Annotated in this window: 22 protein-coding genes and 1 pseudogene; 7 read left to right on the top strand and 16 right to left on the bottom strand. The window is 42.8% G+C overall.

The genetic code is table 11. The annotated features are described in order from the left end of the window. The first annotated feature begins 31 nt into the window (after nucleotides 1-31). Nucleotides 32-475: a hypothetical protein gene (locus AC4IFT_RS19515; RefSeq protein WP_490752361.1), complete on the top strand. Its 444-nt coding sequence runs from the start codon at nucleotides 32-34 to the stop codon at nucleotides 473-475. A gap of 110 nt (nucleotides 476-585) precedes the next feature. Here the strand turns inward: AC4IFT_RS19515 and hemB are convergent, their stop codons facing one another. Both hemB and ribA read right to left on the bottom strand, forming a co-directional pair. Then, nucleotides 586-1563 (bottom strand): porphobilinogen synthase, encoded by a 978-nt coding sequence (hemB, locus tag AC4IFT_RS19510; RefSeq protein ID WP_490736680.1) that lies wholly within the window; start codon nucleotides 1561-1563, stop codon nucleotides 586-588. A gap of 183 nt (nucleotides 1564-1746) precedes the next feature. After that, nucleotides 1747-2343 carry a GTP cyclohydrolase II gene (ribA, locus tag AC4IFT_RS19505; RefSeq protein ID WP_219249412.1) on the bottom strand — a complete coding sequence of 199 codons (597 nt, stop codon included), beginning with the start codon at nucleotides 2341-2343 and terminating at the stop codon, nucleotides 1747-1749. Nucleotides 2344-2561: 218 nt separating this feature from the next. Here ribA and AC4IFT_RS19500 point away from each other — a divergent pair, with 218 nt between their 5' ends. The 5 genes from AC4IFT_RS19500 to yciH all read left to right on the top strand — a co-directional run bounded on the left by AC4IFT_RS19500 (nucleotide 2562) and on the right by yciH (nucleotide 6015). Then, nucleotides 2562-3278 carry a phosphatase PAP2 family protein gene (locus tag AC4IFT_RS19500; RefSeq protein ID WP_490752359.1) on the top strand — a complete coding sequence of 239 codons (717 nt, stop codon included), beginning with the start codon at nucleotides 2562-2564 and terminating at the stop codon, nucleotides 3276-3278. A 146-nt stretch (nucleotides 3279-3424) separates the two neighbouring features. Next, nucleotides 3425-3742, top strand: a complete 318-nt coding sequence (locus tag AC4IFT_RS19495) for a LapA family protein (protein WP_490736685.1) — start codon at nucleotides 3425-3427, stop codon at nucleotides 3740-3742. A gap of 6 nt (nucleotides 3743-3748) precedes the next feature. Then, complete coding sequence (gene lapB / locus AC4IFT_RS19490) at nucleotides 3749-4921, top strand: lipopolysaccharide assembly protein LapB (protein WP_490736686.1); 1173 nt, start codon at nucleotides 3749-3751, stop codon at nucleotides 4919-4921. 45 nt (nucleotides 4922-4966) lie between these two features. Next, a complete protein-coding gene (gene pyrF / locus AC4IFT_RS19485; RefSeq protein ID WP_490736688.1) occupies nucleotides 4967-5692 on the top strand; it encodes an orotidine-5'-phosphate decarboxylase in 726 nt (241 codons plus the stop codon). After that, entirely contained in the window at nucleotides 5689-6015 is a 327-nt protein-coding gene (gene yciH / locus AC4IFT_RS19480) for a stress response translation initiation inhibitor YciH (RefSeq protein ID WP_490736690.1), read from the top strand. Before pyrF ends, yciH begins: the two co-directional genes overlap by 4 nt. Nucleotides 6016-6072: 57 nt before the next feature. Here the strand turns inward: yciH and nadS are convergent, their stop codons facing one another. From nadS to AC4IFT_RS19420, 12 genes and pseudogenes are all read right to left on the bottom strand, one after another. Further along, on the bottom strand, nucleotides 6073-6357 hold the full coding sequence (gene nadS / locus AC4IFT_RS19475) for a NadS family protein (RefSeq protein WP_273839553.1): 285 nt from the start codon (nucleotides 6355-6357) through the stop codon (nucleotides 6073-6075). Nucleotide 6358: 1 nt separating this feature from the next. Next, nucleotides 6359-6690: pseudogene (locus tag AC4IFT_RS19470) on the bottom strand (type II toxin-antitoxin system RelE/ParE family toxin). Nucleotides 6691-6845: 155 nt separating this feature from the next. Then, nucleotides 6846-7064, bottom strand: coding sequence for an osmotically-inducible lipoprotein OsmB (osmB, locus tag AC4IFT_RS19465; protein ID WP_472533844.1), 219 nt, complete (start codon nucleotides 7062-7064; stop codon nucleotides 6846-6848). A gap of 200 nt (nucleotides 7065-7264) precedes the next feature. Further along, on the bottom strand, nucleotides 7265-9208 hold the full coding sequence (locus tag AC4IFT_RS19460) for an exoribonuclease II (protein WP_490752357.1): 1944 nt from the start codon (nucleotides 9206-9208) through the stop codon (nucleotides 7265-7267). 132 nt (nucleotides 9209-9340) lie between these two features. Then, a complete protein-coding gene (nth, locus tag AC4IFT_RS19455; RefSeq protein WP_219247821.1) occupies nucleotides 9341-9982 on the bottom strand; it encodes an endonuclease III in 642 nt (213 codons plus the stop codon). A gap of 20 nt (nucleotides 9983-10002) precedes the next feature. Then, complete coding sequence (locus AC4IFT_RS19450; protein WP_490736698.1) at nucleotides 10003-10716, bottom strand: electron transport complex subunit E; 714 nt, start codon at nucleotides 10714-10716, stop codon at nucleotides 10003-10005. After that, a complete protein-coding gene (gene rsxG, locus AC4IFT_RS19445) occupies nucleotides 10716-11345 on the bottom strand; it encodes an electron transport complex subunit RsxG (RefSeq protein ID WP_490736700.1) in 630 nt (209 codons plus the stop codon). The genes AC4IFT_RS19450 and rsxG overlap by 1 nt, the downstream gene beginning before the upstream one ends. 9 nt (nucleotides 11346-11354) lie before the next feature. Further along, on the bottom strand, nucleotides 11355-12434 hold the full coding sequence (gene rsxD, locus AC4IFT_RS19440; RefSeq protein ID WP_490752355.1) for an electron transport complex subunit RsxD: 1080 nt from the start codon (nucleotides 12432-12434) through the stop codon (nucleotides 11355-11357). A gap of 11 nt (nucleotides 12435-12445) precedes the next feature. Next, the gene (gene rsxC, locus AC4IFT_RS19435; RefSeq protein WP_490752352.1) at nucleotides 12446-14872 is read right to left on the bottom strand and encodes an electron transport complex subunit RsxC; all 2427 of its coding nucleotides are present in this window, start codon (nucleotides 14870-14872) and stop codon (nucleotides 12446-12448) included. Continuing rightward, nucleotides 14865-15479 carry an electron transport complex subunit RsxB gene (gene rsxB / locus AC4IFT_RS19430; RefSeq protein WP_273804840.1) on the bottom strand — a complete coding sequence of 205 codons (615 nt, stop codon included), beginning with the start codon at nucleotides 15477-15479 and terminating at the stop codon, nucleotides 14865-14867. Before rsxB ends, rsxC begins: the two co-directional genes overlap by 8 nt. Continuing rightward, nucleotides 15479-16060 carry an electron transport complex subunit RsxA gene (gene rsxA / locus AC4IFT_RS19425; protein ID WP_490736706.1) on the bottom strand — a complete coding sequence of 194 codons (582 nt, stop codon included), beginning with the start codon at nucleotides 16058-16060 and terminating at the stop codon, nucleotides 15479-15481. The genes rsxB and rsxA overlap by 1 nt, the downstream gene beginning before the upstream one ends. An 88-nt stretch (nucleotides 16061-16148) precedes the next feature. Continuing rightward, complete coding sequence (locus tag AC4IFT_RS19420) at nucleotides 16149-16589, bottom strand: DUF2569 domain-containing protein (RefSeq protein WP_353241608.1); 441 nt, start codon at nucleotides 16587-16589, stop codon at nucleotides 16149-16151. Nucleotides 16590-16982: 393 nt separating this feature from the next. On the opposite strand from AC4IFT_RS19420, the gene AC4IFT_RS19415 reads away from it, so the two are divergent. Continuing rightward, entirely contained in the window at nucleotides 16983-17957 is a 975-nt protein-coding gene (locus tag AC4IFT_RS19415; protein ID WP_490736744.1) for a bile acid:sodium symporter family protein, read from the top strand. A gap of 241 nt (nucleotides 17958-18198) precedes the next feature. Here the strand turns inward: AC4IFT_RS19415 and add are convergent, their stop codons facing one another. Beyond that, nucleotides 18199-19200 (bottom strand): adenosine deaminase, encoded by a 1002-nt coding sequence (gene add / locus AC4IFT_RS19410; protein WP_490752350.1) that lies wholly within the window; start codon nucleotides 19198-19200, stop codon nucleotides 18199-18201. A gap of 192 nt (nucleotides 19201-19392) precedes the next feature. Beyond that, complete coding sequence (locus AC4IFT_RS19405; RefSeq protein WP_490752348.1) at nucleotides 19393-21039, bottom strand: YdgA family protein; 1647 nt, start codon at nucleotides 21037-21039, stop codon at nucleotides 19393-19395. Nucleotides 21040-21082 lie beyond the last annotated feature (43 nt).

The raw sequence follows: 21082 nt of genomic DNA, 5'->3' as shown, positions 1-21082 counted from the left end.
ATTTATCGAAAACAACGTAAAGGAAATATATATGGCAGATATCAATGAAACCGATTTCTATAAAGGGGCATTGTGGGCAGCAGATATCTTATTAACAACTTCTCATTTTGATGGTTCGAATGAAGAAGTTCGCGATATTTTAGAACATATTCCTAATTTGTATTCTATTGTGATGAGAACACCGGAAACAGAAGTTCATGACTTACGTCTGTATGCGGACAAAGAATTCCCACTTGGCTTAAATGCGGATTACATGGCAATTACCATTGCGCCATTAAAAGAGTATTTTGATATTGTGCCAATGCCGGATCAAAACCCGGAGAGTATTGATTTTGAGGTGGAGTTTTGGGGCGTTGTCGCTAAAACAACAGCGGGTAAAGACGATTTATTGATAGCGGGCTTGCCATCGGCAGAAGTGGCTCAGCATTATGCAAAAATATTAACCCATCAGCTTGATATTCAGCGTGGAAAATAATCAATTGGGTTATTTTTAGGCTCTAGCGGCTTATTTTTTAATCTAAAATGCCAAAAAACCGCGGCACTGTGTTTATATCCAGTATCGCGGTTTTGTTATAAGCGAAAATACTATAAAACCTTACTTTCAGCCAGTTGTAAGGCAAAATAAGTGAAGATTAGGTCAGCCCCTGCGCGTTTAATTGAGCCTAATGTTTCCAATGCGACACGTGTTTCATCAATTGCACCGGCTTGCGCTGCAAATTTGATTTGTGCATATTCACCACTGACTTGATATGCCCCAATAGGTAATTGCGTGTGTTCACGTAAGTCACGGATAATATCGAGATAAGCCCCAGCGGGTTTGATCATCAACGCATCGGCACCTTCACGCTCGTCAATCAGCGACTCATGCAGCGCTTCACGGCGGTTCATTGGGTTCATTTGGTAGGTTTTACGGTCACCTTTTAAGCATGAACCTGCTGCATCACGAAATGGGCCATACAGTGCGGAAGCGAATTTCGTAGAATAGGACATAATTGCAGTATCGGTAAATCCAGCTTCATCTAGCGCATGTCGAATGGCAGCAACTTGGCCATCCATTGCCGCAGAAGGGGCAATAAAGTCTGCACCAGCACGAGCAGCTGCAACCGCCTGTAAACCTAAATTGTGAATAGTGGCATCGTTATCAACAATGTGGTTATGCATCACGCCACAATGGCCGTGGGAGGTGTATTCACAAAAACAGGTATCAGACATAACAATCATTTCAGGCACGGTGTCTTTACAGATACGGGACATACGAGCAACTAAGCCATTTTCTTGCCATGCATCACTACCGTTGTCATCAAGGTGATGGGAAACACCAAAGGTCATGACGGATTTAATCCCCGCATTTGCGATACGCTCAATTTCATACGCTAAGCGTTTTTCAGGAATACGCATTACCCCCGGCATGCTGTTGATAGGCATGTAGTCGTCAAGCTCTTCCTCAACGAAAATGGGCAAGCAAAGATCATTTACTGACAGGTGAGTTTCTTGGAATAAAGTGCGGAGTTTTTCAGTTTTACGCAGTCTTCTCATGCGTTGAATAGAATGCAGGTTGTTCACAGTATCTCCTTGTAGTTTGATGAATAAGGGAAAGATTGGGTGTTATTCATCAAGGTAATAATATTGGGAACAGTATAAACCTTATAGAAAGAAAGTGAATATAACCATTAAGAAATGGCACACATTGAACGAAGATGAGAAAGAAAAGGGAAGAGCGCAGGCACTCTTCCTTAGTGATGGGCGTTATTGATGTTTAAACAGCATATGGCCCATTTTTTGGGCTTTAACATCCAGATAGTGTTCGTTACTTGGATTACGGCCCACTATCAGTGGTACACGCTCAACCACGTTAATTCCGGCCTCACGCATGATATCAATTTTTTTCGGGTTATTTGTTAACAAGCGAACTTCGTTGATCCCCAGTAATTTATACATATCTGAGCACAGCGTAAAGTCACGTTCATCCGCTTTAAAACCTAATTTAAGATTGGCTTCAACGGTGTCTAAGCCCTGATCTTGCAATGCATATGCGCGAATTTTATTTAGCAAGCCAATATTGCGGCCTTCTTGGCGATGATAAAGTAATACCCCGCGACCTTCTTTACTAATTTGAGAAAGCGCCGCTTCTAATTGGAAACCACAATCGCAACGTAGGCTAAAGAGCGCATCACCCGTTAAACATTCAGAGTGAATACGGCTGAGAACGGGGGTACCCCCAGAAATGTCACCAAAGATTAAAGCGACATGGTCATGACCAGTTGCAATTTCTTCAAAACCCACCATTAGAAATTCACCGAAAGGTGTTGGAAGTTTTGCTTGAGCAACACGTTTTAGCTGCATTTTTTCATTCATTAGTTAAAGTAACTCTTGCTTAATGTAATAACGTAAATCGATATAAGGTACGGCAAGTATAATATATCGATGCTATATGACGTTTTGCATATAGGGGGCTGGTAATCTTTGCACACGACCAGCGCTGTATTACTATAACAGAGTTAATCGCGAGTGAATGGAATATTTATTTATAAGACGGAATTAATATTTATGGAATACATTGAATGAGAAAGACTATTTCAATCGTCAGCCTGTTCGCTATTTTATTGGTATTGCCACCAATAATAATGCTAATTTTTGGGTGGCAGTGGGCGCCTGAAAACCAATTTAAATCAATGAAGTGGTTATTATGGCTTACCGATACAGCGGGTGCTCCATATAGCATTATTACGTCACTGGCGCTTATTGGTATTATTGTATTCAGATTACGTGCAGAAAAAAGTATTGTATTAAAGGTCGTGATGATTGTTATTTGTGCCTTATTATTGCAACAGGGCACTAAGACATTGCTTAAAAACCATTTCCAAGACCCGCGGCCTTATGTCGTTTGGCTCGAAGAACAATACGATGTGACGCACTCGGATTTTTATGAATTAACACGGTCAGCGCGTGCCAAGCTAATTAAAACAGTCGTTAAACAACATGAAGATATTGCTAAGTGGCAACGCAAGCATTGGCAGGCAGAAACGGGATATTCCTTTCCATCAGGGCATATGCTGTTTGCCGCTGGATGGGCTCTGCTGTTTATCGCCTTTTTTTGGCAAAAAGGCTATTACGGGCTTTCGATTGGCTTAGCGCTCTGGGCTGAAGGGATCGCATTTAGTCGCATGTTGCTCGGTATGCACTGGCCAATCGATGTTATTACATCTGTCTTTATCAGTGCTGTTTTCGCTATATTGGCTTATGGTGTATTTCTGTTGTTAAAACAAAAAGCCGGTTAATCTTTCATCAATAGAGTGATTGTTGCGTCAAAACGTGTGAAATTTCGGATTGGTATAAAATAAATTACTTTGTCTGGATGCGCGGGAAATGCTACCTTATCAGGTAGATATTATTGAATGGAAATGAACTGATAACGGGAACAAATGTGAAATACTTTCTGATTTTATTACTGGCGGTCGCGTTTTTTATCATCTCGATTACGCTAGGTTCGAGCAATGATCAGGTTATTACATTTAACTACCTGATAGCAAAAGGGGATTTTTCTTTATCAACCCTTCTTGCATCACTTTTTGGTGTCGGTTTTGTGCTAGGATGGCTGGTGTGTGCGGCATTTTATTTACGTACAATCGTTAGCCTGAAAAATGCACGTCGTAAAATTAGACGTCTAGAATCACAATTAGGTGCTGGAGATGATAATATTTCTGACTCAACCTCATTAGTGACGACTCAGAACAAGGAATAATCCTGTATGTTCGAGTTGCTGTTTCTGTTGCTTCCTGTGGCTGCCGCTTATGGTTGGTATATGGGGCGCAGAAGTGCTCAACAAGATAAGCAGCAGCATGCTAACCGCTTGTCCCGTGATTATGTGACAGGCGTGAATTTCCTTTTGTCAAATCAACAAGATAAAGCTGTCGATTTGTTTTTAGATATGCTTAAAAACTATGATAGCTCAGCATTTGAAGCGCATCTTACCTTAGGTAACTTATTTCGCTCTCGTGGCGAAGTTGAACGCGCCATTCGTATTCACCAATCGCTGGTGGAAAGTGCGTCTTTGTCTTTCGAACAACGTCTTTTAGCGACTCAACAACTTGGTCGTGATTATATGACGGCGGGAGTGTACGATCGCGCTGAAAATATGTTCCAACAATTGACTGATGAAGTGGACTTTAAGCAAAGCGCTTTGCAATCGTTACTGAATATTTACCAGTTAACTAGTGAATGGACAAAAGCAATCGATGTTGCAGGTAAATTAGTTAAACTTGGCCATAACGAATTACGTGAGCAAATTGCCCATTTTTATTGCGAACTCGCGACCCAACAATTGGCGAGTGATGACCTTGATGATGCACAAACCTTATTAAATAAAGCTGAACAAGCTGATAAAAACTGTGCGCGGGTTTCCATTATGAAAGGGCGTATTTTTATTGAGCAAGCTGCGTATGAAAAGGCCATTCATGTTTTAAAGCAAGTGTATGAGCAAGATAGGGAATTGGTCACGGAAACATTACCACTGCTCCATGATTGCTATCAACGTACAGGCCAATTGGATGCATGGGAAGATTACTTGCGTCAATGTGTAGCAGGTAATTCAGGCGCGATTGCAGAGCTGTATCTAGCCGATATTATTGTTGAAAAGCAAAATCATGAAGCTGCTGCTAATTATATTAATGACCAAATCCAACGCCATCCAACCATGCGCTTGTTTTATCGTTTAATGGATTATCACCTTGAAGAAGCGGAAGAAGGCCGAGCAAAAGAAAGCTTGATTTTGCTAAGAAAAATGGTGGGTGAGCAAATCCGCACAAAACCTGATTACCGTTGCCATAAATGTGGCTTTACTTCTCGTTCATTATATTGGCACTGCCCATCTTGTCGTTCTTGGGATACGATCAAACCCATTCGCGGGTTAGATGGTCAGTGACAGCGTCACTTTTTAACCTCATAACAACTCATTAAAGGCTATGAAATGATTTCCTCAACTGAGAACCAGACACACTCGCCAATCATCGTGGCACTTGATTACGAAGATGCCAATGACGCACTGGCGTTTGTTGACCGTATTGACCCGCGTGATTGCCGCCTTAAAGTGGGCAAGGAAATGTTCACGTTCAATGGTCCTCAATTTGTCAAATCGCTCCATGACCGCGGCTTCGATATCTTCTTAGATTTAAAATTTCACGATATTCCAAATACCGTTGCTCGGGCTGTTGCTGCCTCTGCTGAAATGGGCGTGTGGATGGTGAATGTGCATGCAGGCGGCGGGGCTCGAATGATGGAAGCTGCACGCCAAGCGCTTGAAGCTTATGGCAAAGACGCACCTTTATTAACTGCCGTGACTGTGTTGACCAGTATGGATGAAACCGATTTGGTGGGTGTGGGGATCCATGATTCACCTGCGGTTCATGCTGAGCGTCTTGCATTGCTGACGAAGCAATGTGGCCTTGATGGTGTTGTGTGCTCGGCACATGAAGCACAGCGCTTAAAAAGCTTATGCGGTAAAGATTTTAAATTAGTCACACCGGGTATTCGTCCAGAAGGCAGTGATGTTGGCGATCAGCGCCGCATCATGACACCACAAAATGCCGTTAAAGCAGGGGTGGATTATATGGTGATTGGTCGTCCAATCACTCGTAGCGAAAACCCAGCGTTAACCTTGCAGCAAATCAACCAATCTATTAAAGGCCTCGTATGAGTGATTCAAACAGCCGTCTTGTGTATAGCACAGACATTGGGCGTATTGATGAAGAAAAACCCAAAGTAGAAAGGCCAAAAGGTGATGGCATTGTTAGAATTCGCCGTGAAACATCAGGCCGTAAAGGCAAGGGGGTTTGTGTGGTAACGGGGCTTGACCTTGATGATGCAGAGCTCACAAAACTTGCGGCTGAATTGAAAAAAAAATGTGGTTGTGGTGGCGCAGTAAAAGATGGAAATATTGAAATTCAAGGGGATAAGCGAGATGTCATTAAGCAACTTCTTGAAGCAAAAGGTATGCAAGTCAAATTAGCTGGTGGCTGATTAAAATAATTAAAGAAAAAACGGTGATTGCAGATGTAATCACCGTTTTTTTATGGTTTAAATTGCAGCAAGTTCTTTGAATAATTCAGGGTTTCTTTTTATCGCGACTAACACTTTTGCCGCTAGCCCTGTTGGGTTACGTCGCTTTAATTCCCAGCTTTTAATGGTATCGACGCTAGTTCCTAATGCGTGAGCCAATTCGCTTTGTGAAACATTGAGTTGTTCTCTAATCGCTTTGACATCAGCCACTTCATAACGGGTGACCTTAGCGGCTTTTTTCGTACCGTTTTTGATTTCAACCGCTTCTTCTAAAGAGGCTTTTAACTCATTGAAAATACTCATGTTATACCTCTCCTTTAAGTATTGTTGTGAGTTTTTTTAATTCTGCTTTTTCTTTGTCAGTGAGTGTGTCTTTTTCACTTTTAGGATAAGCCATTATAAAATATATAATTTCTTTAGTAGCTAAAAATAAATGACCCTTGCACTGCCACTTTTTCCTTGATTACCCACCGCCATTCTAATTTTGCGTAGCCCACCCGTTCCTTGGATGAGGTCGCCTTTGTCTGGCCATGCAATGAGTTGATTTTGTAGTGCTCTAAGTTCTTCCGCTGTGGCAATGGTTTGTATTTGTTTGGTGAAAAAAGTGGTTTCAATAAATTCAATAGCATGGCTCATAGGGCTCCCTCCCTAAAATAGATTTAATTAGCGTACATTGTACACTTTTAGCGGTCAAGTATTATCTCTGATAAGACTAGTTTTAGGTAACTTAAAATAAAATAGCGCCAAAAGAATGGCGCTATTTAGAGAATGTGGGGAGAGTTTATTGTGAGTTATTTGCCAACTTGGTGACCAATGATCCCACCAATAGCAGCACCGCCTACCGTACCAAGTGAGCTTCCCCCGGTAAGTACAGCGCCTCCGACAGCACCGACACCTGCACCAATGGCGGTATTTTTATCGCGCTTAGACATGTTGGAACATGCACTCACACTAATAGCGACAGTTGCGATAACCATAAATGATAAAATGCGTTTGCTGACAGTATTCATTTTTTAATCCTTAACACGTATTAAACAAATCATAAATTAGCATGTTAGGTAAGTTTACGAATAAGAATAATCAGGAAAAAATAGCGAATAATGGATGAAATTTAACGTTAAATGCGAATTAATCGCTATAGACTAGATCTCAAACGAAGAAAAGACCATAAGCGTTCACTTATGGTCTTTTAAAGATAGCATAAAAAGTATTATTCTGCTGGGCGAGCTACGATATTACGTGTTTCCATACGAACTTCCGCAATGGTGACATTAATAATATCATTGAGTTGATACACTTTTTCGCCTTTAACCAGAACACTGCCGGTTTCTTGGCTACATTGAATTTCATCACGAACACTGTGAATAAATGGTGCAGGGACAAACGCTACAGCCCCGTTATCGACTAAGCGAACACGTATACCACCGCGGGTAATATCAATGATTTCTGCTGGGAATTTTGTGTCAGTACCTTCAAATGGTTTTAGGTAGCGAGAATAGAGCCAATCACCCACATCACGCTCAGCCATACGGTTTGCACGGCGGCGCTCTGCCAATTTAATGGAAAGCTCTTCAGTGGGCTTATCCGTTGAAGGCTTGCCAGCAATAATGGATTTCAGTAACCGATGGTTAACGATATCGGTGTATTTACGAATAGGTGATGTCCAGGTTGCGTAAGCGTTAAAACCAAGGCCAAAGTGAGGGCCAGGATCGGCTTTAACTTCCGCAAAGGTTTGGTAACGACGAATTCGGCTATCTAAGAATTGGGTAGGCTCTGCATCAAGCTTACGACGCAGTTGGCGGAAACCTTCCAACGATAACAGCGATTCTGCGGTGGTTTCAATACCGTTGTCTTTTAAAGTTTGAACAACCTGCTCAATTTGCAGCGGTTCAAAGCCCATATGCACGTTGAAAACACCAAAGCCTAATTTTTCTTTTAACACGCTGGCTGCACAAAGGTTAGCGGTGATCATCGCTTCTTCAACAATGCGGTTAGAACTGCGGCGACTTTCTGAGACGATATCAATGACATTGCCTTTATCATCGAGCACAAAGCGGTAATCAGGGCGGTCTTTAAAGACTAATGCATTGGTTTCACGCCAGTGTAAGCGTTTATCTGCCATTTCTTTTAATTGCAAAATTTGTTGCTTATCGGCGTCATTGGCCGGTTGCCAAGTGCCAGTTTCTTCAAGCCAATCAGAGACCTCGTCATACACTAATTTGGTTTTTGACTCGACCCAAGCACTGAAGAACTCAATATTGTCATCAATGCTGCCATCTGCATGAATTTGCGTCACACACACTAAAGCAGGGCGGCGTTCATTTGGGCGCAAGGAACATAAATCATCTGACAATTGACGCGGCAACATTGGAATATTGAAACCGGGTAAATAGTTAGTATAAGAACGTGCAAGAGCCAGTTTGTCTAATTCACTGCCTTCTTGGATATAGCTGGTTGGGTCTGCGATAGCGATAAATAATTTAAGGTCGCCATCAGCGGTTTTCTCAACATACAGCGCATCATCCATATCTTCAGTGCTAGCGCTATCGATGGTCACAAAATGTAAGTCAGTTAAATCAACGCGTTCAATGCCTTGATCATCTCGCTCACTTTCAACCATTTGCGGCTCATCACGGTCTAATTGGTGACGGCGTAACGTTACCCACCATGGCGCAAAGTGGTCATCGCCTTCAGTGATATATTCAGTGATATCTGCGTAAAAGCTTTTATCGCCTTTTAAAGGGTGACGGCGCATTTGAGCAACGACCCAATCATCTTGCTTAAATTCGTGGGTAATGCCATTAACAGGGCGACATAAAATCATGTCTTTCAGTAAAGGATGATCGGGGATAACAAATAAGCGGTTGTCGTTTTCTTTTTTCTGAATTTTACCGACAAATCTGTCTAAAAAAGGCTCGACTAGCTCTTCAGGCTCAGCAAACTCACGGTCTTTATCCGTATGAACAGCAGCGATAACACGGTCACCGTGCATCACTTTTTTCATTTGCGGAGGTGGAATAAAATAGCTTTTTTGGCCATCGACTTCTAAAAAGCCAAAACCTTTTTCAGTGCTTTTTACTAACCCTTCAACACGAGGTGTTTGGGCATGTAATGTTTGTTTAAGTTGCGCGAGCAGTGGGTTGTCTTGAAACATACTTACCGTTTTATTAAGTTTGAGTTTGGCTCTATTGTTACGTAAGACAAAGTCTTAGAGCAAGGAAAAAATGCGTTGTGCTTATGATTAGCACGATGACCTATCTTTTTCGTCAGAGAAAGCACGATATCGTTAATCTTCTGGGTAAACTTTGTCTTTAAATTCACAGAGATCTTCGATAATGCATGAGCCACAGCGCGGCTTGCGTGCGATACAAGTGTAACGCCCATGGAGAATAAACCAGTGATGGCAATCAACTTTAAATTCAGCAGGGACGACTTTCAGTAATTTTTCTTCGACGGCCACAACGTCTTTACCTGGGGCAAAGTTGGTACGGTTGCACACGCGAAATATGTGGGTATCAACGGCGATGGTTGGCCAGCCAAAGGCCGTATTAAGAACGACATTGGCGGTTTTACGGCCAACTCCCGGAAGGGCTTCCAGGGCTTCACGGTTTTCGGGGACTTGGCTATTATGCTTTTCAATCAGTATTTTGCAGGTTTTATAGACACTTTCGGCTTTGGTATTAAATAGGCCAATGGTTTTAATGTATTCTTTAATGCCATCAACACCGAGCGCCATGATTGTTTCTGGGGTATTTGCCACAGGATAAAGCTTAGCGGTCGCTTTATTGACACTGACATCCGTCGCTTGGGCGGATAATAACACAGAGATCAATAGCTCAAACGGGGAGCTAAATTCTAGCTCCGTCGTTGGGTGCGGGTTATCGTCTCGAAGGCGAGTTAAAATTTCAATACGTTTTGATTTGTTCATTGCTCACATTAATTTATAGATTAAGAAAGATGACCGCCGCAACCTTGTTGTTTTTCATATTCACGTACGGGCTGATGATCGGCTTGCAAAGCCGCTCTTTTTTTCATTTTTTCATCAATTAAATATTTTGCTGCTAACAATAGGGCAAGGCCAATAAAGGCACCCGGTGGTAGCATAGCGAGTAAAAATGGAGAATCAAGGTGAATAACTTCAATGCGTAATGAGGTTGCCCATGAGCCTAACAGTAAATCCGCCCCATCAAATAAGGTGCCGTTACCTAAAATTTCACGGATAGACCCTAAAACAAACAAGGTCGCCGTTGCCCCTAAGCCCATCGCAAAGCCATCAATTGCAGATAATGAGACGGGATTACGGGATGCATAAGCTTCTGCACGGCCAATAACAATACAGTTCGTCACAATCAATGGAATAAAAATCCCCAGTGATTCATATAAACCAAAGGCATAAGCATTGATTAACATCTGTACAGCACTCACCACCGAGGCAATGATCATCACATAGATTGGGATGCGAATTTCAGAGGGCACCCAACGGCGCAGGGCAGAAACAGCAACGTTTGTACATATTAATACCAGTGTTGTTGCAAGGCCAAGCCCAAGTGCATTGGTTGCTGTTGATGAAACCGCTAATAGTGGACAAAGCCCTAATAGCTGTACCAAAGCAGAGTTATTTTTCCATAACCCTTGAACTAATAAATCTTTAGACTCACTCATTATTCTTCCCCACAAGTTGGGTAAATTGCTAATTCTTGCGGAACAGTTTGCATGAAGACCGCAGTTCGTTTTGTGGCATTGACCACTGCTCTTGGTGTGATGGTGGCACCGGTGAATTGGTCGAATTCACCCCCATCTTTTTTGACTGCCCATTTGGGGTCATTTGGCGATTCGATTTTCTTTCCACTTAAATGGGTGATCCAATCAGAAATACGCGTTTCAATTTTATCGCCAAGCCCCGGCGTTTCATGGTGTTCAGTGACTCGGACACCTAAAACGGTACCGTTAAAATCGGCACCTACCAACAAGTGAATTGCGCCTGAATAGCCATCCAATGCTGTGGTTTCTAGCGCTGCGGCAACAGGCTCACCATTTTTACGGGCAATGTACAAACGCCTCGGCTGTTTATTGCCTAATATCGCTTCATTTGTGACGAGATAACATTCTTTCGTTAAGTCATTATCATAGAGGTCACTGGGGACGACTTGATCGAGCAGTTTCTTCTGAACGATAGCGGCTTGCTCAGCAATAATGTCTTTCGTTAAAGTATAGACCGCTGCACTCAAGGCTGTAGTTCCTGCGGCAAATATGGCAAGGATTGTTCCGTGACGTCGCATTGTATTTAACATGTTGGCTCCTTATTTATGTCCGTAGGCACGCGGTTGAGTGTAATAATCAATTAACGGCACGGTGATGTTGGCCAGCAATACGGCGAAGGCAACGGCATCAGGATACCCGCCATAGACGCGGATCACCCACACTAAGAAACCAATAATCACACCAAAAATAATCCGTCCTTTTGGTGTTGTTGAGGCCGTAACCGGGTCGGTTGCGATAAAAAATGCACCTAACATGGTGGCACCTGATAATAAATGAACCAACGGAGGCGCATAACGGCTATCATCAATCAGATAACTGATTACTGCGAAAACAGCTAGTGTACCTAAGAATGATAGCGGAATATGCCAACTAATAATGCGGCGGTTAATCATGATCAAACCACCAATAAGATACGCAATATTTACCCACTGCCAGCCAATACCCGCTAATGAGCCTTGCAAGATAGGTTGTTGCAATACATCAGAGATAGGGTGTGTTAACAAGCCCGTCTTAAAGCTATCCAGCGGCGTGGCTTGGCTCATGCCATCTATGCCTGTTCGCAACTGATCAAGCGTTACCCCCGAAGAGGTGTGCCCACTGAAGATTACTGACAAGCTATCTATGGCGGAGATATGCATATTTTGCAATTCTTGCGGGGGTAGCCAGTTGGTCATATGCACAGGGAATGATATCAATAATACAACGTAGCCAACCATAGCTGGGTTGAATGGGTTTTGCCCCAATCCACCATAACATTGCTTGGCAATGGTAATTGCAAAGAATGTTCCTAATACAATCAACCACCAAGGTGATAACGGCGGTAGGCTGATCCCAAGTAATAGAGCCGTGACAATGGCAGAATTATCTTTAAGAACAGGAACAACAGGCTGCTTGCGTAAGCGTATGGAAATAGCTTCAGTGACAAGCGCTGTGAGCATAGCTAAAACAATTTGATAGAGCGTACCGATACCAAAAAAGTAAATTTGTGCCGCAATTCCTGGAATGGCAGCAAGAAGTACCCAAAACATTACTAAGCTGGTGCTTTGGTTATTATGAGTAAATGGTGCGCTTGCAATTTTTAGTCGGCGATTTTTCGCATCAATTGGCCTAAATTTCATTTCGTTATCACTTACTCTGTTATCGTTTGTTCATTGTGCTTTTCAGCTTGTTTCGCTTTGACGCGGGCAATCGCAGCAGCAACTGCAATTTTGCGAGGGTCGGTCTCTTCCTCAATGGGTTGGTCAGCCGCAGGCGATAATTCATCAACTGCCGCTTGTGCCTGCGCTGCTTTTTTGGCTTTCGCACGGGCAATTGCCGCCGCTACAGCCGCTTTACGTGGGTCGACGTCGGTTTCAACTTGCGCTTCAACCGCAGGCTCAGTTTGCTCCTGTGCCGCTTTTTTTGCTTTCGCACGGGCAATTGCCGCAGCTACAGCCGCTTTGCGCGGGTCGACTTCGGTTTCGACTTGCGCTTCAACCGCAGGCTCAGTTTGCGCCTGCGCTGCTTTTTTGGCTTTCGCACGGGCAATTGCCGCCGCTACAGCCGCTTTGCGCGGGTCAACGTCGGTTTCAACTTGCGCTTCAACCGCGGACTCAGTTTGCTCCTGCGCTGCTTTTTTGGCTTTCGCACGGGCAATGGCAGCCGCTACAGCCGCTTTGCGCGGGTCAACGTCGGTTTCAACTGGAGCTTCAACCACAGGCTCAGTTTGCGCCTGTGCCGCTTTTTTGGCTTTCGCACGGGCAATTGCCGCCGCTACAGCCGCTTTACGTGGGTCGACGTCGGTTTCAACTTGCGCTTCAACCGCAGGCTCAGTTTGCGCCTGTGCCGCTTTTTTGGCTTTTGCACGCGCTATTGCCGCCGCAACGGCCGCTTGGCGTGGGTCAACATCAGGTTCACTAACAGGAACATTAACTTGCTCATTAGCCTGTTTTTCAGCTTGTTTGGCTCGAGCTTGTGCTTTTCGCGCTTCACGGGCTGCAATAACTGCGCTGTTATCTGGCAATTCGCCTGAAACAATTTTGATTGGTTCTTGGCTGGCTGTTTGTTTTGCTTTCACTCGCGCCAATGCCGCATTTACTGCGTCTTTATCTGCGCTTTCAACTTGAACGGCTGCTTTTTTATGGCGTTCTTCGCGAGCAAGTTTATCTCGCTCCATCCGCTGTTGTTTCGCCTCAAAGCGTAATTTTGCTTCTGCCGCACGGCGTTCTTCTTGTGCGATCTCGCGAATTTCTGCTTTTTCTTGGCGATAGTATTGGACTAGCGGAATATTGCTTGGGCAAACATAAGCGCAAGCACCACACTCGATGCAATCAAATAAATTGTGTTTTTGCGCTTTTTCATGCTCATCACCTTTGCTGAACCAGTATAGTTGTTGAGGTAATAAAGCCGCAGGGCAGGCATCAACACATAATCCACAACGGATACAGGCTTCTTCAAGGGCTGTTGGCCCCATTTCTTCCATTGTTGGCACTAAAAGGCAGTTACAAATTTTGACTACGGGGACATTGAGGTCGGGTAGGGTAAAGCCCATCAGTGGGCCACCCATGATCACCATTTGTTCCGGTTCAGGGTTAAATCCCGACTGTTGCAGTAAGTGTTTCACTGGCGTACCTAAACGCGCCCAGAAATTACCCGGTTGGGAAATTGCTTCACCTGTTACTGTCACAACACGCTCAATCAATGGCTGACCATCAATCACAGCCCGTTTAATGGCGACAACTGTCCCCACGTTTTGCATCAATACCCCAATTTGGGATGAACGAGCGCCAGATGGCACTTCTTTACCCGTTAAAATTTTTGTTAACTGCTTAGCGCCCCCTGAAGGGTATTTAGTGGGGATCACGCGAACAAAAATTTTGTCATCTTGCCTTGTAATGGCCTTATTCAGAGCTTGGATAGCTTCTGGTTTATTATCTTCAATACCAATCAATACTTGGTCTGGATTTAATAAGTGTTGTAAGACGCGGCAGCCTTCAATCACCTCTTGGGCATGCTCTTGCATTAACCTATCATCGGCGGTGATATAAGGTTCGCATTCAGCAGCGTTGATAATTAATGTTTTAATTGCATCTTTACCGCCGGCTAATTTAGATGCCGTCGGGAAGCCTGCGCCGCCTAAGCCAGCAATCCCAGCTTGCTCAATTTTATGCAGTAATTCTGCTTTGGTTAACTGTTGGTAATCTGGAACTGGTGTTAATGGGCACCAAGCGTCTTGGCCATCAGATTCAATGCGTACACATAATTCTTTTAAGCCAGAAGGGTGCGCTGTCACCATGGGTTCAATTGCGGTAATTGTTCCTGACGTTGACGCGTGAACAGGTACTGTGCGGCCAAGGCCACGTGTTAACGGCTGGCCTTTAAGTACGGTATCACCCACTTGCACAATAAGCTCGCCTTCCGGGCCTAAATGCTGTTGCAACGGGATAATCAGCTCATTAGGTACTGTTGCAACACGCATAGGAGTACGGCTGGATTGCAACTTCATTTCAGGCGGGTGAATACCGCCGTCAAAATCCCAGATATTGTCTTTTTTCAACCAGTTGAATAATTTACGCATGGGAGTTCTCCCTCGCTGGCATCACAGGTTGTTCAATAGGGTCAACCGAAATATTCTTCACAGGAATGGTATTTAAGTCCCACTTCCAGTTTGCAGTCGTTGTTTTCACGGGCACAAGTTCAATACAGTCAGTTGGGCAGGGCGCGACACACAAATCGCACCCGGTACATAAATCTTCAATTACGGTATGCATGGCTCGAGTGGCACCAACAATGGCATCAACAGGACAAGCTTGGATGCATTTTGTGCAACCGATGCAATTTTCTTCATCAATAATGGCAACTTTACGAACAGGGTTCTGCGCGGCCTCATCACCGTCAATAGGTTGCGGGTCGACATTCAGCAATTCTGCTATTTTTAGCATAACTTGCTCGCCACCAGGGGCGCACTTGTTGATCATTTCACCATTATTCGCCACCGCTTCAGCGTAAGGGCGGCAACCAGGGTAGCTACATTGGCCACATTGGCTCTGAGGCAAAATCGCTTCAACTTGCTCGACAATCGGGTCGGCTTCCACTTTAAAACGTAATGAGGCATAGCCTAAAATTAGGCCAAAAATTAAGCCAAATACGGCTAGTATACCGATGGCAATCCAGACAGACATCATTAGAATTTCACCAAACCACTAAAGCCCATGAATGCAAGGGACATCAGCCCTGCAGTGATCAGGCCAATGGAAGAACCACGGAATGGGGCAGGGACATTGGCAACAGCAAGTCGCTCACGGATAGCAGCAAACAAGACCATAACAAGAGAGAAGCCCACTGAAGCACCAAACCCATACACCGCAGATTGCAAGAAGCTATGGGACATATTGATGTTTAACAGTGCGACACCTAAAACCGCGCAGTTTGTTGTGATCAAGGGTAAGAAAATACCTAATAACCGGTATAAGGTAGGGCTTGTTTTTCGCACAACCATTTCTGTAAATTGCACCACAACAGCAATCGCAAGGATAAAGCTCAGCGTGCGCAAATAGAGAAGGTCAAGAGGAATAAGAATTAACGTATCAATTAACCATGAACTTATGGAAGCCAGCGTCATAACAAACGCAGTTGCAAGCCCCATACCAATGGCAGGTTCAAGTTTTTTTGATACACCCATAAATGGGCATAACCCGAGGAATTTAACAAGGACGAAGTTGTTAACCAGCACCGTACCAATAAAGAGTAATAGATAATCAGTCATGCTATTGCCTGAAATGAAAATATAAAGAACAAAAACTGGCCGAAGCCAGTTAAACTGCCATTATGATATCAAGCAATTTTTGTGATGCTTATCGATCTTGTGTGAAAGTCATTTTAACTCGTTGAGAACGTTTTAAATAAGGGACAAAGAAGCCTGCACCTAATAGGGGCCAAGCAAGGACTTGCAGAGCAGTGTTGTCATCAATCGGTGAAAAGGCAAATGTTTTCAGGCCTAATAACAATAAGATAAGCAGCCAAATCGTGAAACGGCGAGGGAAGTGCTTTGAACGAGAAAACATTAGCTGAAGCACATGAACACTAAAGATTGTCATACCAATCGAGATGGCAAATGACAAATACCACGCGGCAGGAATAAAACTTGTCCAACCATCGACTGTGGTAATGATTTCATACAGCTTGATGCAATACATTACCGTCATGCTACAAACCGCTAAGAAGGTTAGCAGCAAGTAGATTGCAGGAACCAAAAGCCAACCCGTCAGGCGGTTAGCGTCATAAACTGAACTCATAAATAATTATCCATTTTTAGCCAATCGCAATAGATTTCACAATTCTATCATAGATTTATTTGCCAACTCATTCCTTCTAATGCTACTTTTCGATGTTTATTAATATCCGCAGTGATTAAAAAAACTCGGCATAATGATGATGAGCTCATGATCTTTAAAGATCTAGTGAGGATCTTCATTAAAGATGGCTGTTTTATATTGCAAATGCGTTTTTATCCCGAACTTACTAAATTGACGTTGTTACGCTGCCAAAGGCATGTGACGCTGTCACTTTTATGGATTCTGGGATGCTGAGATTTTTTCCATTGAAAAATGAATTATTACGGCTATCTTTTAAGGCTAAAACCGATTTTAAGGCCAACTAAAATGCTGGCTTTTGTTATGGACAAGCAAATGAACTTACTGGCAAAACTGAGAATTGACCCTTTTTTACTGATCATGATTTGTGTTGTGATTGTGGCAAGCCTATTTCCTTGTGAAGGTGATATTAAAACAGGCTTCCAATACCTCACTACTGCGGCGATAGCATTATTGTTCTTTATGCATGGTGCTAAATTATCGCGTGAATCAATCATGGCAGGGATAGGGCACTGGCGCTTACATCTACTTGTATTTGCAAGTACGTTTATTTTGTTCCCCATTATTGGTCTCGGTTTAGCCGTTATTGTGCCTGCATGGATGTCACCGACGGTTTATATGGGCTTCCTTTACTTGTGCGCATTACCCGCAACGGTTCAATCTGCTATTGCGTTCACTTCCGTCGCCGGTGGGAATATTGCCGCGGCAATTTGCAGTGCTTCCGCATCAAGTATTTTAGGTGTTTTCCTTTCACCTATCTTAGTTGGGCTTTTGATGGATGCAGATGGTAGCCAAGCAATGGACACACTCAATGCTATTGGCTCTATTCTCATGCAGTTAATGTTGCCATTCGTTGTAGGGCATTTATCACGTCCATTAATTGCTAATTGGATTAATCGCCATCGTAAGTTAGTGAATATGACTGACCGATCGTCGATATTACTCGTCGTTTATGTGGCATTTAGTGAAGCAGTAGTCGAGGGAATTTGGCAGAAAATTGATGCATACTCGCTGTTGATGATTGTTGTTGTGACATGCATTATTTTATTTATTGTCATAGTGGTGAATACGTTAGCGGCGCGTTTATTTGGCTTTAGCAAAGAAGATGAGATTACGATTGTTTTCTGTGGGTCGAAAAAGAGTTTGGCAAATGGTGTTCCGATGGCTAATGTACTATTCCCAGCGGCAACGGTAGGGGTAATTTTGCTGCCGTTGATGATATTCCACCAAGTCCAATTAATGGTGAGCGCGGTATTAGCCCAGCGTTATGCAAAACGTTTAACAAAGTAAATGTTGTAAAAAACAGCTTGAATAAGACGTTTATTTAAGCTGTTTACCTATATTTATTCTTTTTATCTTTTTGATGAGTTTAGTTACAACATGCTATATGTTTTATTCAATAACTTACTTTAGCATCGAAATAGATATTTAATGGCTTAATAGGGTGAAGTGGAGCAAAGTGTGAATGGTATTGAAGGAATAACTCAAAGAAAAGGCATCATTCGATGCCCAAATCATTATTATTTATTGATTAACGGTTAGCGGCTTTTTGTGTTAAAGCTGCTTTTTCGCTATCAGATAAAAACGCCATTGTTAATCCGTTGCGTTGAGCTTGTTCAATCTGGGCTGCTGTTAAACCAGCTAGCGGCGCTGCAACTTCATATTCATGGCGCAGCTCAATACCTTGTACGGCAGGGTCATCAGTATTAATCGATGCTAAAACACCGTGTTGTAAAAAGGTTTTGAGAGGGTGCTGTGCTAATGAAGGCACGGTACTCGTTTGGATATTCGACGTTAAACAGCTTTCCATACCAATTTGGTGCTGTACTAAATATTCAATTAGAGCAGGGTCTTCAATGGCTTTTACTCCATGACCAATACGTTGTGCACCTAATTCTTTGATTGCATGCCAGATACTGGCAGCACCCGCTGCTTCACCTGCATGCACCGTAATATTTAACCCCGTATCACGAGCTTTGATAAAATGTTCTTCAAATAGTGCACCAGGGAAACCTAACTCATCGCCTGCAAGATCTAAAGCACATAACTGATTACGATGTGCAAGTAAGCCTTGCAACTCAGTAGTACAGGCCTTTTGCCCAAATGTACGGCTCAAGATACCAATGAGATTAATTTTAATATCATACTGGCGACAACCCGCTTGCACACCATCAATAATCGCTTCCACTACACCTTCAACTGGCAACTGGTGCTTCATGGCCATGTAATAAGGTGAAAAACGTAATTCTGCGTAATCGATACCTGCATTGAAGGCGTCTTCTACGTTTTCAAACGCAACGCGACGACACGCATCTAAATCAGCAAGAACAGCCACACCCCAATCTAATTTTGTTAAGAAACCAACTAAGTCAGCTTCTTGACCTATAATTTGCACGTGAGGCCGAAGTGCTTCAAGTTCAGTGGCAGGTAACTGAATATTGTGTTCTTTCGCTAAGGAAAGGATGGTTTCTGGACGGATATTACCATCAAGGTGGCGATGTAAGTCGGTTAAAGGGAGATTTGTTTTTATCACGGAATGATCCTTTTTCTATTTTCTTTCCTTATTTTGGCGGTAATAACGGCAAAAGCAATTTTAAATCACGAAAAATGTGAAACGTGTTTATTTATTACATTGAAAATGTGATAAGTATCACGTTAATTACATGGGATAAAAAAAACGCCAATCAAATTGACTGGCGCTTTTAATCTTTTCAGATATTAGAAATTAATTAGCTGGCGCTTCTTGCGGAGCAGGTGCTAATTCTGGAGCTTCCATTTCTGGAGCTGGTTCAGCCTCAGGTGCTGGCTCAGCTTCATACTCTAAAGCATCATCTGGGTTAGACATTACTTTCATCTTAGTCAAGAATTCAGCTAAGGTGTATTTATCGTTGTTGAATGTCAGGTCATTACCTGCAAACTTGATAGTCATAGTTAAATCATTTTCGCTATCAATCATCCAAGGTGATTTTTTCTGTTTTGCTTTTTCAGCGCGTTCTTCGTCAGTCATGAACATTTCTTCAAATGGGGAAGAGAACATGTCAGACGTTAACATTTGCTGTACGCCTTCAAACTCAGACGTGACCATGCCTTTCATTTCTTTTTTCGTATCAGCATCAACTGGCACACCTTGGTCGATGATCATGGTTTGAGTCATGGATTCAATCAACATAGGTTTGTTCAGTTTCAGGTTGAAATCAAAAGAAGAAATCAGTTGTTTGATTGCTTCATCAACTTTGTTAGACATAGCTAACGCAGTGATTTCGTCTTGGTTCCATTTGTTAAATGTGATGTTTAAGTCAACAGAACTTTGGCCAGCATCATTTTTCCAGTAGAACGGGCTAACAGAGAAAACAGGCTTGCTTTTCATCAGCTCAGGCAATGTCGTAGACATCATTTCCATAGCTAAACGCTCAGTAGCTTCCGTCGGATCGCCACTTGCTAAGCCTTGCGCTAATGCTTCGTTGTATTGCTCAACAAATTTACCTAATGCTTTTGCATCTAATTTTTCAATCGCAACCGTTAATGCACCTGAGCCTAAGTTTTGCTCTAATGCTTTTAAGTCTGCGATACTGTAAGAAATGTTTCCTTTAACATCTTCCCCAGTAATAGAGGTATCACTTGAGATTTTGAAATCTTTAAATGAGAATTTGGTATCAGGGATGTTAAAGTCAGTGTCAGCAATCACAAACTCTTGCTTACCTGTGTAGAAACCGTACTGAGATTTCGTCACATTAGAGACGAGTTTTAAGCCTTTTAATGTCATGGTTTCAGTTTTATCTTTCTTACCAATGACTAAGCTATCAGTAATTAAAGATGCATCAACCGCAGCAAGATCCGCTGTTGTTGAAACATCAAACTTAGAGCCACTGAAAGAAACGGTTGCATCATCTTTAGTGTATTCAACAGGAATTAACTCTAAGTTAGTGTCAATGCTTTTGCTGTAACCAATAACGGCATTACCATGAATAAATGGTTTACCCTTGGTTGCTTCAAATAATTCTTTAGTTGTCGCGTTGTTCGCTAATTCAACTTGGGTCGCAGCTAATTTAGGCATTAAATTAAACTTAGCAACCTGTGAAATAGGGAATGGACCATGGTCGATGTTCGCTTTAAATACGATTGACTCATCAGGTGTCGCTGAATCCGCAGAGGTAATTACGATATCTGCTTGTGAAGAGAAAACACCTTTTTTGTAGTTTTCTAATTTAAAGTTCACACCTGATTCAGGTACATTTACAGCAAAAAAATCGTTGGTTTTCAGGATGACTCGATCAAGTTCATCTTTAACTTTAGAACCTGTATACCATGATGCACCGGTCCACACTGCGCCCAGAGCAACGATAACACCAACCGCGACTAATGACTTTTTCATTATAAACATCCATCCTTTCAGCACGTTTTTAACGCACTTATAA

Source organism: Providencia sp. UF-183 (genome assembly GCF_058246155.1).
The sequence above is the reverse complement of the archived record's forward strand: the minus strand, read 5'-3'. Positions and strand labels throughout refer to the sequence as shown.

Coding starts and splice junctions, on each gene's coding strand:
- nth (WP_219247821.1), bottom strand. CDS start 9,982: ATGAACAAATCAAAACGTATTGAAATTTTAACTCGCCTTCGAGACGAT.
- AC4IFT_RS19420 (WP_353241608.1), bottom strand. CDS start 16,589: ATGAGTTCAGTTTATGACGCTAACCGCCTGACGGGTTGGCTTTTGGTT.
- rsxA (WP_490736706.1), bottom strand. CDS start 16,060: ATGACTGATTATCTATTACTCTTTATTGGTACGGTGCTGGTTAACAAC.
- nadS (WP_273839553.1), bottom strand. CDS start 6,357: ATGAGTATTTTCAATGAGTTAAAAGCCTCTTTAGAAGAAGCGGTTGAA.
- rsxD (WP_490752355.1), bottom strand. CDS start 12,434: ATGAAATTTAGGCCAATTGATGCGAAAAATCGCCGACTAAAAATTGCA.
- AC4IFT_RS19415 (WP_490736744.1), top strand. CDS start 16,983: ATGAACTTACTGGCAAAACTGAGAATTGACCCTTTTTTACTGATCATG.
- ribA (WP_219249412.1), bottom strand. CDS start 2,343: ATGCAGCTAAAACGTGTTGCTCAAGCAAAACTTCCAACACCTTTCGGT.
- AC4IFT_RS19500 (WP_490752359.1), top strand. CDS start 2,562: ATGAGAAAGACTATTTCAATCGTCAGCCTGTTCGCTATTTTATTGGTA.
- pyrF (WP_490736688.1), top strand. CDS start 4,967: ATGATTTCCTCAACTGAGAACCAGACACACTCGCCAATCATCGTGGCA.
- AC4IFT_RS19450 (WP_490736698.1), bottom strand. CDS start 10,716: ATGAGTGAGTCTAAAGATTTATTAGTTCAAGGGTTATGGAAAAATAAC.
- lapB (WP_490736686.1), top strand. CDS start 3,749: ATGTTCGAGTTGCTGTTTCTGTTGCTTCCTGTGGCTGCCGCTTATGGT.
- yciH (WP_490736690.1), top strand. CDS start 5,689: ATGAGTGATTCAAACAGCCGTCTTGTGTATAGCACAGACATTGGGCGT.
- osmB (WP_472533844.1), bottom strand. CDS start 7,064: ATGAATACTGTCAGCAAACGCATTTTATCATTTATGGTTATCGCAACT.
- rsxB (WP_273804840.1), bottom strand. CDS start 15,479: ATGATGTCTGTCTGGATTGCCATCGGTATACTAGCCGTATTTGGCTTA.
- AC4IFT_RS19515 (WP_490752361.1), top strand. CDS start 32: ATGGCAGATATCAATGAAACCGATTTCTATAAAGGGGCATTGTGGGCA.
- AC4IFT_RS19460 (WP_490752357.1), bottom strand. CDS start 9,208: ATGTTTCAAGACAACCCACTGCTCGCGCAACTTAAACAAACATTACAT.
- rsxC (WP_490752352.1), bottom strand. CDS start 14,872: ATGCGTAAATTATTCAACTGGTTGAAAAAAGACAATATCTGGGATTTT.
- AC4IFT_RS19405 (WP_490752348.1), bottom strand. CDS start 21,039: ATGAAAAAGTCATTAGTCGCGGTTGGTGTTATCGTTGCTCTGGGCGCA.
- rsxG (WP_490736700.1), bottom strand. CDS start 11,345: ATGTTAAATACAATGCGACGTCACGGAACAATCCTTGCCATATTTGCC.